The organism is Nocardia otitidiscaviarum NBRC 14405, from assembly GCF_000308635.1.
Taxonomy (GTDB): Bacteria; Actinomycetota; Actinomycetes; order Mycobacteriales; family Mycobacteriaceae; genus Nocardia; species Nocardia otitidiscaviarum.
The window spans coordinates 36,607-52,897 of sequence record NZ_BAGD01000132.1; the positions used below are offsets into that span (position 1 = coordinate 36,607).

10 protein-coding genes are annotated in these 16,291 nt (G+C 71.5%); 7 read left to right on the plus strand and 3 right to left on the minus strand.

Annotation, left to right across the window (positions count from 1 at the left end; translation table 11 throughout):
• Window positions 1-50 precede the first annotated feature (50 nt).
• The 4 genes from ON31_RS28585 (at window position 51) to ON31_RS28595 (ending at window position 6,532) form a co-directional block, all read left to right on the plus strand.
• Window positions 51-533 carry a universal stress protein gene (locus ON31_RS28585; protein WP_039818053.1) on the plus strand — a complete coding sequence of 161 codons (483 nt, stop codon included), beginning with the start codon at window positions 51-53 and terminating at the stop codon, window positions 531-533.
• 138 nt (window positions 534-671) lie between these two features.
• Window positions 672-1,760 (plus strand): isochorismate synthase, encoded by a 1,089-nt coding sequence (locus tag ON31_RS28590; protein WP_039818078.1) that lies wholly within the window; start codon window positions 672-674, stop codon window positions 1,758-1,760.
• 178 nt (window positions 1,761-1,938) lie between these two features.
• Window positions 1,939-2,109, plus strand: a complete 171-nt coding sequence (locus ON31_RS35915; RefSeq protein ID WP_081592797.1) for a DUF2613 domain-containing protein — start codon at window positions 1,939-1,941, stop codon at window positions 2,107-2,109.
• Window positions 2,063-6,532, plus strand: coding sequence for an alpha-(1->3)-arabinofuranosyltransferase (locus ON31_RS28595; protein WP_081592798.1), 4,470 nt, complete (start codon window positions 2,063-2,065; stop codon window positions 6,530-6,532). The genes ON31_RS35915 and ON31_RS28595 overlap by 47 nt, the downstream gene beginning before the upstream one ends.
• A 66-nt stretch (window positions 6,533-6,598) precedes the next feature.
• Here ON31_RS28595 and ON31_RS28600 read toward each other — a convergent pair whose 3' ends face one another.
• Window positions 6,599-7,657 carry an acyltransferase family protein gene (locus ON31_RS28600; protein ID WP_169335046.1) on the minus strand — a complete coding sequence of 353 codons (1,059 nt, stop codon included), beginning with the start codon at window positions 7,655-7,657 and terminating at the stop codon, window positions 6,599-6,601.
• A 540-nt stretch (window positions 7,658-8,197) separates the two neighbouring features.
• Between ON31_RS28600 and pgfA the strand changes: the two genes are divergently transcribed.
• Window positions 8,198-9,355, plus strand: coding sequence for a cell envelope lipid trafficking protein PgfA (gene pgfA, locus ON31_RS28605; protein ID WP_039818054.1), 1,158 nt, complete (start codon window positions 8,198-8,200; stop codon window positions 9,353-9,355).
• A gap of 121 nt (window positions 9,356-9,476) precedes the next feature.
• Here pgfA and ON31_RS28610 read toward each other — a convergent pair whose 3' ends face one another.
• Window positions 9,477-10,694 (minus strand): polysaccharide biosynthesis protein, encoded by a 1,218-nt coding sequence (locus tag ON31_RS28610; RefSeq protein ID WP_255222294.1) that lies wholly within the window; start codon window positions 10,692-10,694, stop codon window positions 9,477-9,479.
• A 429-nt stretch (window positions 10,695-11,123) separates the two neighbouring features.
• On the opposite strand from ON31_RS28610, the gene ON31_RS38690 reads away from it, so the two are divergent.
• On the plus strand, window positions 11,124-13,358 hold the full coding sequence (locus ON31_RS38690) for an MmpA family trehalose lipid delivery protein (RefSeq protein WP_255222295.1): 2,235 nt from the start codon (window positions 11,124-11,126) through the stop codon (window positions 13,356-13,358).
• Window positions 13,359-13,842: 484 nt separating this feature from the next.
• Here the strand turns inward: ON31_RS38690 and ON31_RS28625 are convergent, their stop codons facing one another.
• Window positions 13,843-15,018 (minus strand): glycosyltransferase family 4 protein, encoded by a 1,176-nt coding sequence (locus ON31_RS28625; protein WP_039818085.1) that lies wholly within the window; start codon window positions 15,016-15,018, stop codon window positions 13,843-13,845.
• 175 nt (window positions 15,019-15,193) lie between these two features.
• Between ON31_RS28625 and ON31_RS28630 the strand changes: the two genes are divergently transcribed.
• Window positions 15,194-16,051, plus strand: coding sequence for a class I SAM-dependent methyltransferase (locus tag ON31_RS28630; protein WP_081592799.1), 858 nt, complete (start codon window positions 15,194-15,196; stop codon window positions 16,049-16,051).
• The last annotated feature ends 240 nt before the right edge of the window (window positions 16,052-16,291 follow it).

Sequence of the window (16,291 nt, forward strand, 5' to 3'; positions counted from 1 at the left end):
CGCGGGGTACCCTCGAGGCAGGGACCAACGCTCCTACCAGGAGGTTCGTCATGCCGTGCGACCTGATGCTGATTGCCTACGACGGCTCCGAGAACGCCCGGCGGGCCGTCGAATACGCGGGCCGCTTCCTCACCGCAAACCGCGCCGTCGTGCTCACCGCCTGGGAGCCCATGGTGCGCCAGGCCGCGCGGCTGTCCGGTATCTCCGGCGTCCTGCAGCCGGAGTGGGTGACCGACGAGGAGATCGAGGACGTCGCCTACACCGACGCCAAGAACATCAATGCCGAGGGCGCGAAACTGGCCGGACTGGCCGGGCTCAACGCCGAGGCGCGGACCGTGGAGTGCACCACCACCATCTGGAACGCCATCGTGGACGTGGCCGACGACCTGGACGTGGACATCATCGTGGCGGGCACGCGCGGCGCCACCGGCATCCGGGCGCTGCTGCACTCCAGCGTGGCCGACGCCGTGCTCAAACACTGCCACCGGCCGGTCCTGCTGGTACCGCCCGGCCGGGACCCGAAGGATCACTGATCCCGCGCCGTGGAATCGCCGCCCGCGCCCGTGCAGGCGGCGCCGGGAACCGCCCCGATCCGGGATTTCGGGGCACGCTGAGACCTTCGTCGCTCCGCCGCCGCGCGGCCGCGGGACCGGACTATGGTCGGAAAGATCATGGACGGATTCCTGCTCGCGACTCCCGGGGCGGTCCTGCGGACCGCCGGTGTGCGCGCCGCCCTCGATACCGCCGAGGGCGCGGCGGCGGCACTGCGGGACGGGGCGGAACTGGTGGTCGGCGCGCTCGCCTTCGACCCGCGGCGACCGGCCGCCCTGGCGGTACCCGAGCGCTCCGCGTACACCGCCGGGCCGTGGCGGCCCGCCGCGCTGCCGGAACTGCCGCCGGTCCGGGTCGTCACCGAAATACCCAGTGCGGCAGAGCATGTGGCGCGGGTGACCAAACTGGTCGAACAGCTCGCGGATCCGGGGCAACCGCTGCGCAAGGTGGTGGCGGCCCGCTCGCTCATCGCGGCGGCGGAGTCGCCATTGGAACCGGAAGTCATTGCGGCGCATCTTATTACACGACACCCGAATGCGAACGTATTCGCCGTCGATCTGGGCCCGGCCGGGCGCGACGGCGAAGCGCTCATCGGCGCCACCCCCGAGGTGCTGGTCGCCCGGCACGGCCGCACGGTCACGCTGCGCCCCCTGGCCGGAACGCTGCCGCGGCGACCCGACCCGGCCGACGATGCCGCCCAGGCCCGGGAATTGCTGGCCAGCACCAAGAACCGCGACGAGCACGCCTTCGTGATCGAGTGGATTCGCGAGCGGCTCACGCCCGTCTGCGCCGAACTCACCGTTCCGGACGGGCCGGAGATCATCGGCACCGCCGAGGTCTGGCACCTGGCCACCCCGATCACCGGGCGGCTGCGCGACGCGGACGTCACGGCCCTCGACCTCGCCGTCCTGCTGCACCCCACCCCCGCCGTCTGCGGCACCCCGACCGACCTCGCGCTCGACGCCATCACCGAACTCGAGGAGGATCGCGGGTTCTACGGCGGCGCGGTCGGCTGGTGCGACGCCCACGGCGACGGCGAGTGGGTGGTCGCCATCCGCTGCGCCGAACTGTCCGCCGACGGCCGGGCGCTGCGTGCCTTCGGCGGCGGCGGGATCGTCGCCGCCTCCGACCCGCGCGCCGAACTCGACGAAACCAGCGCGAAGCTGCGCACCTTCCTGGGTGGGCTGCGCTGCGAGCTTCCCACCTAGCACCGCCGGATCGGCGCCGTTCCCGCCATCAGCCCTGTGACCTGGGACTCATCCGGAGACGACCGCGCGCGGAACCGCCCACAACCGGGCTACCGGTACGTACATGTCTGCCTCCCCGCCATCGACCTGCTAGGTTGGCTCTCCAGTTACGCATGCGTCGATGTATGGGAGTACCGCGATGAAGTTTGCCGTCCCTGGTGTAGCGAGCGCTGCCGGTGGAGCCCTGCTCGGACTGGTCGCCGTGCTGCTGGTGACGATGGCGGCGAGCCAGAACTCACGCCCGGACATCGACCGCAGCGGAGATGCCTCGAGCTCGCTGCTCAACAACGTCGAGTACGGCGCACGCTGAACTGACCTCCGCTGATTCCGCCGAGACCGGTCTATCCGACCGGTCCCCGGCCACCGCACCGCTGGGTCGGCGCTGGCTGATCGGCACGGTGCTCGCCGCCTTCCTGCTGACCTTCCTGCAGGCCCCCGGCCAGACCGTCGCCGACACCAAATACGACCTGGCGCAGAACCCGCTCGGCTTCCTCGCCCGCGCCGCCCACCTGTGGAGCTCCCAGGCACCCATGGGACAGGTGCAGAACCAGGCGTACGGGTACTTCTTTCCGCACGGGGCGTTCTTCTCCCTCGGGCACTGGCTCGGCCTGCCCGCCTGGGTGACCCAGCGCATCTGGTGGGCGCTGCTGCTGCTCGCCGGCTTCTGGGGCATCGTCCGCCTCTGCGAAACCCTCGGCATCGGCAGCCGCGGCTCCCGCGTCATCGCCGCCACCGCCTTCGCCCTCTCCCCCCGCGTGCTGACCACCCTCGGCTCGATCTCATCGGAAACCCTCCCGATGATGCTCGCGCCCTGGGTCCTACTGGCTCCCGCCGCCCTCGGTGCGGCACTGATCCGCCGCCGAACAGCCGCACCCGAACAACCCACGCACGAAGGGCGAGGCACGACACCGCCCAGCCCCATCCCGTGGCGCGGCGTAACCTCCCCCGCCGCCAGCGCGTTCGCCCTGGCCCTCATGGGCTCGGTCAACGCCGTCGCCACGGCCGCCGCCTTCCTCCCCGCCGCGCTGTGGTGGGCCTCCTACCGGCCCAATGCGCTGTGGTGGCGCTTCACCCGCGCCTGGATTCCGCTGCTGGCTCTCGCCACCTGCTGGTGGGTCGTTCCGTTGCTGCTGCTCGGCCGGGTGAGCCCGCCGTTCCTGGACTACATCGAGTCCGCCGGGGTGACCACCCAGTGGGCCTCCCTGGCGGAGGTGCTGCGCGGCACCGACAGCTGGACCCCCTTCGTCTCCCCCGAGCGCATCGCCGGTGCGGTGCTGGTGACCCAGCCCGCCGCCGTGCTCGCCACCGGCATGCTCGCCGCCGCGGGCATGGCCGGACTCGCCCTGCGTTCCATGCCCTGGCGCGGCCGTTTCGTCCTGATCCTGTGCGTGGGCCTGGTCGGCATCTGCGCCGGATACGTCGGGCAGTTGGGCGGGCCGTTCGCCGAACAGGTACGGCTGTTCCTGGATTCCGGCGGCGCACCGCTGCGCAATGTGCACAAACTGGAACCGCTCATCCGCATACCGCTGGTGGTCGGCCTGGCACACCTGCTGAGCCGGGTGCCGCTGCCCGCGTCGGTTCCGATGCCGGTGTGGCGCAAAGCCTTCGCCCATCCCGAACGGCACCGCATGGTGGCGGTGACGGCGCTCGTGCTCACCGCCCTGGCGCTGTCCACCTCGCTGGCGTGGACCGGGAAGCTGGCCCCGCGCGGCGCCTACGACGAGGTGCCGGGTTACTGGAAGCAGACCGCGCAATGGTTGGCGCACAATGCCTCCGACACCCGCGCACTGGTGGTGCCCGGTGCGCCGTTCGGCAGCCAGGTGTGGGGCCTGACCCGCGACGAACCACTCCAGGCCCTGGCGAGCACCCCGTGGGCGGTCCGGGACGCGGTGCCGCTCAATCCCCCCGGCGCCATCCGCGCCATGGATTCGGTGCAGCGTCTCATCGCCGACGGGCGACCGTCGGCGGGACTCGCGGCCACGCTGGCCGAGCAGGGCATCGGTGTGCTGGTGCTGCGCAACGATCTCGATCCGGAGACCTCGCGCTCGACGCGACCCATGCTGGCGCACCAGGCGATCGAGGGCTCGCCGGGACTGCGCAAGGTGGCGGAGTTCGGCGATCCCGTGGACACCAACGGGAAGACCGACGGCCTGGTCTCCGACGGGGATCTGCGGCCGGGCTATCCGGCCGTCGAGATCTACCGCGTGCAGCCGCGGCCGGTGGGCACGCCCGCCGACATCACCAGTGGGACAGGCGCGCCGGAGTCCTTCCCGGGCGCGTACGAGGTGCCGTTGGACGGTGTGCCCGTGGTGCAGGGCGGTCCGGAGGTCCTGGAGCGGCTGGCCCGCGATCCCGGTATCCCCGCCGGACCGACACTGCTGGCCGCCGATGCGGAGCGGGCCGGACTGCCCATCGAGGCGGTCACCGTCACCGATACCCCCATGGCCCGGGAGACCGATTTCGGGCGCGTCGACAACCACAGCTCGGCCGTGCGCGCGGAGGGCGATCCGCGACGGACCTTCAACCTGGTACCCGACTATCCGGTGCCCGGCGCGCAGCTGGTGCGCGGGGAGTGGTCGGGGGCCACGATCACGGTCTCCAGTTCGGCGGGCGACGCCACCCAGCTCGGCGGCGCCGCGCCCGGCAGCTCCACCGCCGCGGTGGTCGACGGCGATCCGGCCACCGGCTGGCTGAGCAACGGCACCCAGACCGCCATCGGCCAGTGGCTGCGACTCGATCTGGACGAACCGATCGACGCGGGCGCACTGCGGGTGACCACCAGCCGGGCCGCCATCGGTTCGCCGGTGAAGTGGCTGGAGGTGGCGACGGCCCGCGGCACGGTGTCCGCACGTGTCGCCGAGCCCGGTACGCCGGTGAACATCTCACTTCCGCCGGGACGGACACAGTGGGTCAAGATCACCGCACGGCAGACCGAGAACGGCTCGGGCGGTGGGCAGTTCGGCATCAGCGAACTCACCCTCGACGACTACGGTCGGCGCGACGATCCCGTGCGGGTGGACATCCAGCATCGCATCGTGCTGCCGCCCACCCCGGCGGGCGCCTGGATAGACGGCTGGCGTCTCGGCCAGGAATTCCCCGGCCGCAGCGCCTGTTTCGACGCACCGGACCGGATTCGATGCAGTAAGGCACTGGCGCTGGCCGCCGAGGAGCCCGGCGTGTTCGAGCGCATGCTCTCGGTGCCCGAACCGCTGGCCGTATCGCCCGAGCTGATGGTCCGCACCCGGCCCGGACCCGCGCTGGAGCGGCTGCTCTCCGATCCGACCCGCCCCGTCGCCCGCGGGCGCGCCGATGTGGCCGATCCGCGGGGCGCGGCCGTGGCGGCCACCGACGGCGATCCCCGCACCAGCTGGGTCGCGCCGGAGACCACGGTACGAAATATCTTGGGGCCCAAGCCGACCCTGGTCATCGAACTGCCCGAGCCGACCCTGGTGACGGGCATCGCCATCACACCGTCACCGGGCGAACTGCCCGCCCATCCGACCTCGGTATCGGTGAATCTCGGTGACGGGCCGCAGATCCGCGAGGTGGATCCCGAGTCCGGCGTCACCTCCCGCGTCGACCTGCATCCGCACGTCACCGACCGCATCGAACTCAGCATCCACACCTGGGATACGGTGCTCGACCGCACCGCACTGGGTTTCGCGCAGGAACAGCCGCCCGGCCTGGCGGAGGTCGCCGTCCTCGGCCCCGACTACCCGGCCGCCGCCGACCCCGGCACACCGATCACCGTGGACTGCGCCAACGGCCCGACCATCGCCGTCGCCGGCCGCACCCTGCACACCTCGGTGACCGGCACGATCGACGAGTTACGTTCCGGCGCACCGCTGCCCGCCCGCCTGTGCACCCCCGAGGAAGTGACCGCCGCCGCGCCCGACCTACCGGTCGACGACGACTGGGACCGCACCGGCGGCGACCTGGTCGGCCTACCCGCCGGACAGGTGGACGTGACGGTCGCGCCGACCGAACTCTTCACCGTCGACGAACTGCGCCTGAACCGCGCCGCGCTGGGCGGCTCGCACGCGCCGGCAACGGAAGAGAGCGCGACAGCCGCCCCCACTCCGCCTCCGGCCGCCTTCGCGCCTCCCGTCGGTGTCCGCGCCGCCCCCGGCACGCGTCTGCTGGTGCTGCCGCTCAGCACGAATGTGGGCTGGGAGGCGCATACCGCCGACGGCACCGCGCTCGAGCCGGTGGTGATCGACGGCTGGCAGCAGGCCTGGCTGGTCCCCGCGGATACAGAGGGGCCCATCACCGTCTCCTTCCCCGCCGACCGCTGGTACCGCCTCGCGATCTTCGGCGGACTGGTCCTGCTGGTGCCGCTGTCGGTCCTCGCGCTGTTCGGGTCGCGGCTGCGCCGACTGCGCGCGCATCGGGCTGTGGACAACGCCCCGCCCATGATCGCCCCCCGCCCCTGGCAGAGCCGGACCGTGGGCGCCCTGGGGATCGCGGCCGTCGCCGGGCTGATCTCCGGACCGGTCGGAATCGCCCTCGGCGCAGCGGCTCTCATCGCCGACCGGCTCCGCCCACGCCATTGGGACCGCATCCTCGTCACGCTGGCGGCTGGCGGCACCGCCGTCTCCGCCGCCGCGCTCTCCACCGGCCCCTGGCGCTCCCCCGAGACCTACATGGGCGGCTCCCTCTGGACCCAACTCCCCGCCCTCGTCGCCGTCATCGCCGTCGCCGTCGCCGCCCTCCCCCCGCGCCACCCCCGCTGACAGATCGAGGGGGAACCGGTAGCGGCATCGCCCGAGAGGTCCCCGCCACCAGTTCCCCCTCGATGCTCAGCCGAAGCGGCGCGCCCAGCGGCGGACGGGTTCTTCGATGAGGGCGTAGCTGGCGGCGGCCAGGGGGAGGGTGAGGGCGATGGTGAGGGCGAGGACCTGGGGGAAGTCGCCGCTGAAGGGGACGATGGCGAAGACCGGGAAGACGATGGAGAGTACGGCCAGGTGCCAGAGGAAGACGCCGTAGGACCAGCGGCCGAGCATGGCGGCGGTGCGGCTCTCCAGCCAGCGGTGGCGGATATCGGGGCGCAGTACCAGGGGGGCGAGCAGGGTGAAGCCGATGATCGCACCGAAGGCCATCTTCAGGACGTACTGCCAGGGCGCACCCCGGGTGAGTCCGGGCAGGCCGCCCAGATCGGTGGCCGAGAGCAGTAACGCCACCAGCGCGATCGTCCACAAGATCCACGGATTTCCGGCGAGGCGGCGCAGCCGCGGCACCGCCAGGTCGGAGAGTTCGGCCAGCAGCATGCCCGCGGCGAACCACGGCAGGTAACCGGGCAGCCAGTTGTCCGAGTTGATGGCGTCCGGGGTCGGCACCGGGATGAGATTCCAGGTCAGACACAGCGTTCCGAATGCCAGCAGCACCGGCACCCGCCAGCGTGCCCGGTCTCCGCGCAGCCACGCCACCGCGACGGCCAGCAGCGGCAGCAGCAGGTAGAACGCCATCTCCACCGACAGACTCCACATCTGGGTGAGTCCGTCGGTCAGGGTGAGCGGCACGAATACCTGCACCAGACCGAGATTCGCCAGCCACACCCGGAATCCGGCGGTGCTCGCGGCGGTCGGCAGCAGGATCAGCACCGCGCAGACCACCGCCCAGTAGGCGGGCAGGATGCGGGCGGCGCGGTGCAGCAGGTACCGCCCGGCGGTGGGTGCGGTGCCGAGTCCGCGCGCGGCGGCGGCGTGAGGACGCCAGAGCAGGAATCCCGACAGTGCGAAGAACACCGCGACGGCCATGTCGAACCGCTCCAGCACGCGTCCCACCATTGGCAAACTGGTCGCCCCGGTCTGGAATGCCACGTGCGTGACCACCACCCCGAGCGCCGCCATCCCGCGCATGCCCTCCAGGGCGGGCAGGAATCCGGCGGGCCGCCTCGGGAATTCGGTCGAGGCCGCACCGGGTTCGCTGGCCACGTTCGCGGCGCGCTCGACCGCGTCCCTCTCGATTCCACTCGCCGCGGCGTCGCCGTGTCGCGGTGCCATAGCGAAAGCGGATGATGTCGCGGCCATCGAACCGGTGTCGGACGCGGTGGTCGCTTCGGTGGAATCGTCGCGCGGCGGGGCGGAGATGTCCGCGCCCGCTCCGGCGGGTGCGGAATTCGACTCGATTGCGCCCGCTACCTCGGCGGATTCGGTTCCTTCACCGACCGGTCGGGGGGGTTCGGAGGACGGGTGCAGGGTCGTGGTCATCGCGATCCAGTGTGCCTTGTCTGGCCTGATGTGAGCACTCCGTGTTTGACTTGGGGCCGTTTCGCGGGGATTTCCGGCCTCGGCGCAGCGTAAGGGCAGACCGGACTGTTAGTGTCGGGGCTCACGCGTGCTGCGCGGCGACCGCAGTACCGCGCCGGAACGACCTGTTCGACGACGAGGAGAACCTGCATGGCACTGAGTGCCGGTACCAGAAGGACAGTAGCCTGCCTACTCGTGGGGTTGGGCGCGATGCTGCTCGTCGCCGCGGTGATGATCCCCACCTATACGGTCAACCAGCTCGCCAAGACGCCGCTCGACCTGGAGATCACCACTGTCGCGACCAATGGACCCGAGAACGCCGGTGAGGTCCTCGACGCCAAGTCGCTGACCTCCCCCGAGGGCGCGGCGAAGGTCGACACCAATGTGCCGCTGTTCTCGCAGCGCTTCCTGACCATCGAGGAGCCGGTCAGCGCGGAGATCCTGACCATCCAGGCCGGTCAGACCCTGCGCCGCACCGACAAGCAGGGCGACACCGGCCTGCTGACGGCGTCCATCGACCGCGTCACCGTGGACCGCAAGACCGGTATGCCGGTCGACGAGGTCGACGGCGGCCCGAACGGCGCGATCGGCGCGACCGTGGACAAGAACGGTCAGACCGTGATGGACCCGGTCCAGCACACCGGTCTGCAGTACCGCTTCCCGATCGGCACCGAGAAGAAGACGTACCCGTACTTCGACGTCAACGCCCGGCAGACCTACGACATCAACTTCGTCGAGGAGACGGAGATCAACAACACGAAGGTCTACCACTTCTCGCAGACGATCCCGCCCGTCGACCTCTCCACCGTGGTGAACTCGCCGACCAACAAGCTGAGCCTGCCCGCCGCCAAGTGGGGGCTGGAAGGCGAAGAGCCGGTCACCATGACCCGCTGGTACACCAACACCCGTGACGTGTGGGTGGAGCCGCAGACCGGCACCGTCATCAAGGGTGGCGAGAAGATCTACCAGTACTACGCGCGCAGCGCCGACAAGCCCGAAGTGACCGTGCTCAAGGGCGAACTGGTCTTCGACGAGAACACCATCGAATCGCAGATCGCGGTCGCCAAGGAGAACACCGACAAGCTGGCCATGTACGGCCGCGTCATGCCGATCATCTTCGGTGTCCTGGGCGCCATCGCCCTGATCGCGGGTCTGGTGCTGGGCCTGCTCGGCGGCGGCAAGGATCCGGTGCGCCGCGGCGCGGCCCGCTCGGGTGCCGGTCCGCGGCCGGGTTCCGGTGACGCGTTCTCGGACGCGCCGACGCAGCAGATCGACATCGGCAAGATCGACACCGAGAAGAAACCCTGATCTCGGACTGATCCCGTACCGGCGGCTCCCCACCTGCGACAGGTGGGGAGCCGCCGTCGTTCCGCGGGCCGTTGCCAGGGCGAAGAGGACAGCGAGGCCGCCCCTACGGAAGCCAGAATCGTCAGATGGAAGTCGTGACCGGCTGCGGGCGGCGGGTCGCGCCCAGGGCGAGCGCGGCAATGACGGCGGTGGTGATCGCGGCGGTGGTGGTGGCGATGGTGATGAGGCCGAGAACCGAGTGGGCGAGGGTGAGCATGGCGGCCACCCCGGCGGCCAGACCCAGCCAGGTGAGGGCGGCGGGCGCGGTGCGGTCGGCCGCGATGGCGGAGAGCAGGGCGGCCTGCAATACCGCCAGCAGCGCCCCGTCGAGGGCGAACAGCCACAGCAGACCCTGTACCGGGGCGTAGTCCTGACCCGCGAACAGCGGGGCCAGCGGGGCGGCGACCGCCGCGCCCGCCACCGCGAGCACACCGATGGCAGACAGCACCGCGAGCGCGGAGCGCACCGCCTGCGCCGAATGCTGCGGCTGCGCCATCCGCGGATACAGCACCACACCCACCGCCTGCGGCAGCCAGAACGCGATCTTGGTAGCCACCGCGCCCAACGCGTACCGACCGGCATCATCGGTCTCCAGCACGATCCGGGACACGATCAGATCCGCCGACGACAACGCCATGAGCGCGGCCTGCAACTGCGCCGCCCGCAGCACCGCCACCACCCCCGCCGATTCGGATTCGGCGGCAGTCGGCCACTGTGCTGCCCTTGCCGACGCCGGACGCGAGCCTGCGGACCGTACCCGCGCGGTCGGTTCGGTCACGGTATGCGCGCCCCCGGCGGCGAGGCGGGCCGAGACGGCGGCGACAGCGATACCGGCGGCGGCGGCCCACAGGGCCGCGGAGGTGCCGCCTCCGAGCGCGAGCACGATGATCGCGGGTGTCACGCGGGCGACTCCCGCACCGCCGAGCACGGTGGCCAACTCGCGGAAGCGGCGCTGCCCCTGCAGAATCCCCTGTTCACCGGAGAGCAGGACCAGCACCGGCGCGGCACCGAGCGCGGCGGCCGACGCCCAGAAACCGACATCCAGCACCGTGCTCACCACCGGCACCAACACCACGGCCACGGCGGCGACCAGGGCCGCACAGCGCCACCCGAGCCCGCGCGCGGCACCGATCCCCGCCCCGCGCACCACCTCCCGCGCCACCACGTTCTGCAGGGCCAGCGCAGGAACCGCGCACAGCAACTGCACGGCCAGCAGGCTCGCGAACGGGCTGTATCCCGACACCCCCAACCACCGGCTGGCCAGCAATTGCAGCAGATAGCCCGCGACATTCGCCGTCATGGCCCCGACCGTCACCAACGTCAGATCCGCGACAACAGGCAGACGGCGTACAGCGGACACATCGGCAATGCTCCCACCCGCACGCCCACGACCCGCCCCCACCCCGTCCGAAACCTGTGCAGGGCCCCACCGCGCGGAAGTGGCGAACGAGATCACCGGGTGCGACGGTTCGCCGCTGCTGCGGACCTCATGAGCGAGGTCGTCGGCCTCAGGGCGGGCGCGTACCGGCTCACTGCACGGCGGGACGGACGGGCGACCCGCTACGGGGGGCGACCGGCCGAGGTGACCGCCGAATCCACTGTTACCGCGAGGCCCCCGGGTGCAGTCGACACGACACGGGTGTTCGCGTTGGCGGCGCGGTACACGCCCGGGGATGGTTGCCCGCGTCGGACCCCGGGCGGTGAACGTAGGGTGCTGGGCGTGAGCGCGGTGGTCCGGGAGCGGTGGTGGCGGTGGGTGCCCGCGGGGTACAGCCTGGTGCTGGCGCTGGTGGTGGTGGGGCCGCTGCTGGGGTCGGGGTATCTGTTGCTGCGGGATGCGGTGAGTACGCCGCGGTCGTACCTGACGGATGCCGCATTGGGAGTGGGGGATGCCGCGCCGCGGGCGGTGCCGCAGGATGCGTTGGTCGCGGTGCTGTCGGGGGTGGTCGACGGCGGAGTGGTGGTCAAGGCGATTCTGGTGGGGGCGCTGTGGCTGGCCGGGTGGGGTGCGGCGGTGCTGGCGCGGGAGCTGCTGGGGGCTTCGCCGGGGGCGCGGTTGGTGGCGGCCACCGTCGCCGTGTGGAATCCGTATGTCGCGGAACGACTTCTGCAGGGGCACTGGAGCCTGCTGACCGGGTATGCGGCACTGCCGTGGATCGCGGTGCTGGCGCAGCGGATTCGTGGTGAAGCGGGCTTCGGCCGGTGGGAGCGGGCTCGAAACTGGGCGCTGCTCGGCGGCTGCCTGGCGGCCGCCGGGCTGACTCCGACCGGGTCGCTGCTCGCCGGGGTGACGGCGCTGCTGGTGGTGGGACGACGCAATCTCGCAGGGGCGGTTGGCCTGTGGGTGATGACCGCGGCACCCTGGCTCACCGCCACCGCGCTGTCCGGAGCGGGCGCGGAGCCGTCGGACCCGGCCGGAGTCACGGCCTTCGCGGCGCGGGCGGAACCCGGGCTGGGGACACTCGGCAGCCTGGCCGGGCTGGGCGGCATCTGGAACAGCACGGCGGTCCCCGGTTCCCGCACCACGTTCTTCGCCGTGATCGGCACCCTGCTGCTGTTGAGCATCGTCGTCCTCGGTGTGCGCACGGTGGCCACCTGCGCCCGCGATACCCGGTGGATCCGCCGAATCCTCCTGGCGCTGGCGGCATTCGCCATCGTGCTGCCCGCGCTGGCGGCGACCGGCTGGGGCCTGTCGCTCGGCGAAGCCCTGATCGAACACGTCCCGGGCGCCGGACTGCTGCGCGACACCCAGAAATACGTCGCACTCGCGATGCCCGCCTTCGCCCTGTGCGCCGCCGCCGGGTGCCATACCACCGCCGGTCTGCTGTTTCGCGACCGCCGCAGCACACCGGTCGTCGCGAGCGTCCCCACCATGCCGCCACCCGACGCAGCCGAGGAAGGTGATGACAAGCCCCGCAACGCATTCGAAGACGCACCCCGACTCGCTTACTCACCTGGCTCCGCTGGCGACCCTGCCCCGGATGCGCCCGACCACGACCCTGCGGCGAACGCGCCCGGCGGCAGCGACTCTTCGACCCCCCCTGCCGACCGCACCGCCCCCGGCGCACCCACCGACAACGCCACTTCGACCGCGCTTACGGGTACCCCTGACCTGGACGCGCCAACCGGAGACACCGCCCCGGGATCGCCCACTGGCAACACCACCCGGGGCACTTCGATAAGCAACGTCACCCCGACCAGCGACATGGCCCTGGACACCTCGACCAGCGACCCCGTCTTCGGGTCCGACACCCCGACCGGCAGCGCCGTCGCGGATGCGGCCGGCTTCGAGGACACGACGGCACCCGGCGACCGCCGGACTCGAACAGGCGCTGTCGCAGTGCTTTTCATCGCCCTGCTGATCGCCGCTCTGCCCGACCTCGCCTGGGGTGTGGGCGGTGAGCTGCGGCCGGTGCACTATCCGCCCGCGTGGGGGGAGGTGGCCGAACTGGTGGACGCTCCGGGGGATGTGGCGGTGCTGCCGGGCGGCATGTTCCGCAAGTTCCGCTATTCCGGACCCGCGCCGGTGCTGGACCCCGCGCCGCGCATGCTCCGTCGCGATGTCCTGCAGACCGGCGAGCTGCCGGTTCGGGGCGCGACGGTAGCGGGTGAGGGGGCCCGTGCCGGGGAGGTCGAGCGGTTGCTCCTGCGCGGTGGCTCCGCGACCGAACTGGCCCGGCTCGGCGTCGGCTGGGTACTCGTCGAGGGCGGCACCCCCGGACCGGTCGGTGAATCGAAAACCACACTGGCACAGCTGGAACCGGTCTACTACACCCCGGCGCTCCAGCTCTACCGCGTCCCCGGCCCGATCACCGCCCACGACGCCACCCCGGCCACCCGCCGCACCTCCGGAGCCGCCCACCTCGCCTGGGCAGCCCTACTCGTCGCGGGAACCCTGGCAGCGCTCACACCACGCCGTCGCGCGCAATCCACACACCCGACCGAGCCATCTGCCACCCCCTGAGCACATCCGCGCCCAATAGAGCCGCCACAGCGCCGGTCTGCCCTGAACACAGCTGCCCCGCCGGAGCCGCCCGCCTCACCAGGTCGGCCTTACTCGACGCGGGAACCCTGGCAGCGCTCACACCACACCGCGGCGCGCTAACCCACACACCCGGCCCAGCAGCCCCTGACATCCGCCCCAGCAGAGCCGCGCGCATCGGCTGGTCGGCCCCGCCAGCAGCAGGGGCGCTCAGGCGCACCTCTCGCCGCAGCGCTCGGCCCGGGCCCGTCCGTCATTCCTGAGTACATCCGCGCGCCCACCCCGCACGCGTCGCGGGCTGGAGGAGTGCGGACGAGGTTGTCGACCGGGTCGTCGCCGTCGGTTCCACGACGCGCACCCGAGTGACGCACGCCCGGCCGCCGCGGCGACAACGTATGTCGTGGTACGACAGCCACTCGGCTACACCGGATCCCGCGCACCGCACGACGCGGCCGCCCGGTGCCGGTTACACCTCGACGTTCGCCGCCGTCACCAGCCCTGAGACGCGTTCTCCGCGAGCGACGGCCGCGAGCACCTCGTATACCCCGTTTCCCGTTTGCTCCCAGGAGAATTCGCGGGCGCGGGCACGGGCCTTCTCGCCGAGGACGGTGCGGGCTTCGGGTGCGGTGAGCAGTTCGCCCACGGCGGCGGTGAGCTGGGCGGGGTCGTCGACCAGCAGGCCGGTGACGCCGTCGACGATGGAGTCGGTGAGTCCGCGCGAGCTGCGGTAGCCGATGGTGGGGACGCCGTGTTGCGCGGCTTCGATGACCGCCAGGCCCCAGCCTTCCTTGCGGGAGGGGAGCACGTGCACCCAGGCGCGGGCGAGCAGTTCGTGTTTGCGCTCCTCGTCCACATGGCCGTGGAAGGTCACCGCGTCCGCGATGCCGAGGTCGTCGGCGTGCGCCCGCAGGTTGTCGGCCCACCAGCCGTCGCCGATGACGTCGAGGTGCAGGCCGGGAATGCGGGGGCGCAGCGCCGCGACGGCGGCGAGGGCGTCCTCGATCTGCTTGTGCGGTACCAGGCGGGAGAGCACCACGATGCTCGGATGCGCGGTGCGGGTGGAGTCGGAGCCGGGCGTGACGCCCTCGGGCACGGGTTCGGCACCGTTGCGCACGACCGCCACCCGGGCCGGTTCGACGCCGAGCAGCGACAATTCCTCCGCCGAGGGCAGGGAGACGGTCAGGTACTGGTTGCGGCGGTGCACGCGCGGCGACAGCCGGGATTCGATCCACCAGCCGATCCGTCCGACCAGCCGACCGGCCACCGGCCACTGCTCACGGTGTCCGTGATGCACCAGCACCACGGTCGGCGCGGCGCTCGCGGCCCGCGCGAAGAAGGGGATGCCGTTCTGGGTGTCGATCACCGCGTCCGGGCGCGCGTGCTTGAGCGGTCCGATCCCGAGCCGTCCCAGGGCGATGGCCGCCAGCGCCCGCGGGTAGACGGTGTACCGCCCCCCGGCCCGGCTGATCTCGATGCCGTCGATCCGTTCCCGCCGGGCGGCCCCGGGGTATCCGGCGGTGCGCAGCGTGACCTTCACACCCCGCGCGGCCAGGTGCGCCCCGACCTGTTCCAGGTACCGCTCGCTGCCCCCACCCTGCGGATGCCCGGTGTCCCGCCAACACAGCAGCAACACTTCACGCACGGGCTTCTCCAGGTCGTTCTCACGGATGCGGGCAGACAACGGGCTCCACCATAACCGCCCACCCCGGTTTCCGGGCCCTCAGTGGTCAGCTGACCAGCCCAGGGCCGGGAAAACGCCGCCGTCCGCGCCCGGGTGGGGGTCTTCGCCCGATGGTCGCTGTGCGAGACTGGCCGCCATGCTTCGAGCCGCGCAATCCGCATGGCGACGTCCGCGTTTCGCCCGTCGCGCTACCTTGCGGCGGTCCCTGCGTCTGCTGGGCAGTTTCAAATTCGAGCAGACGGATCCGGCCGTGTTCTACGGGGGCGTGGCCGCCGATACGGCCGATCTGGTCGGCGACTTCTTCCGGGATCTGACCGGGCGTTCCCTGCGCGGGACCGTCGTGCTGGATGTCGGCGGCGGTCCCGGCTACTTCGCGGACGAGTTCGCCAAGGCCGGGGCGCGGTACATCCCGGTCGAACCGGATCCTTCGGAAATGCATGCGGCCGGGCTGTCGGTGCCGGGTGCGGTGCGCGGTTCGGGGATGGCGCTGCCGTTCCGGGACGACGCGGTGGACATCTGTGTGTCGTCGAATGTGGCCGAACATGTGCCGCAGCCGTGGGCGATGGCCGACGAGATGCTGCGGGTGACCAAACCAGGCGGCCTGATGGTGCTGTCCTACACCGTCTGGCTGGGCCCCTTCGGTGGGCACGAGACCGGTCCGTGGCACTATCTGGGCGGGGAGTACGCGGCCCGGCGTTACCGGCGCAAGCACGGCCGGGAGCCGAAGAACCGATTCGGGCGGTCACTGTTCGCGGTGCGTGCCGCGGATGGCCTGCGGTGGGCCCACTCGACCCCGCCGGATATCGAGATTCTGGCGGTCTTCCCGCGCTACCACCCGCGCTGGGCGTGGTGGCTGGTGCGCATTCCGGGGCTGCGCGAATTACTGGTCAGCAATTTGGTGGTGGTGGCCGGTAAACGGAATTCAACGCTCGAGGCAGCCGCGACGCCAGAGTCGGCGCAATCCGCCCGTGCATTCGGGTTCGCTCCACGGTGACTCCTGGTTTGCGAGACCCACGGTTTCCATGGCGGTGAGCCCGACTTGTCCGGCGAGTTCGTTGACCGTGGCGACGGCTTCGGCGGCTCGCAATGCGGCGGTCGCTTGCTCGGTTGTCAGTGTCCGGCCGGGGAGGAATGACACCACCCAGCCGCCGGCGCCAACGCTTTTCGCCTGATGCGGCGTGAGATCGCTGGTCATCAGCGATCTTCCGATCACTTGCACCGACATGACTCGGAC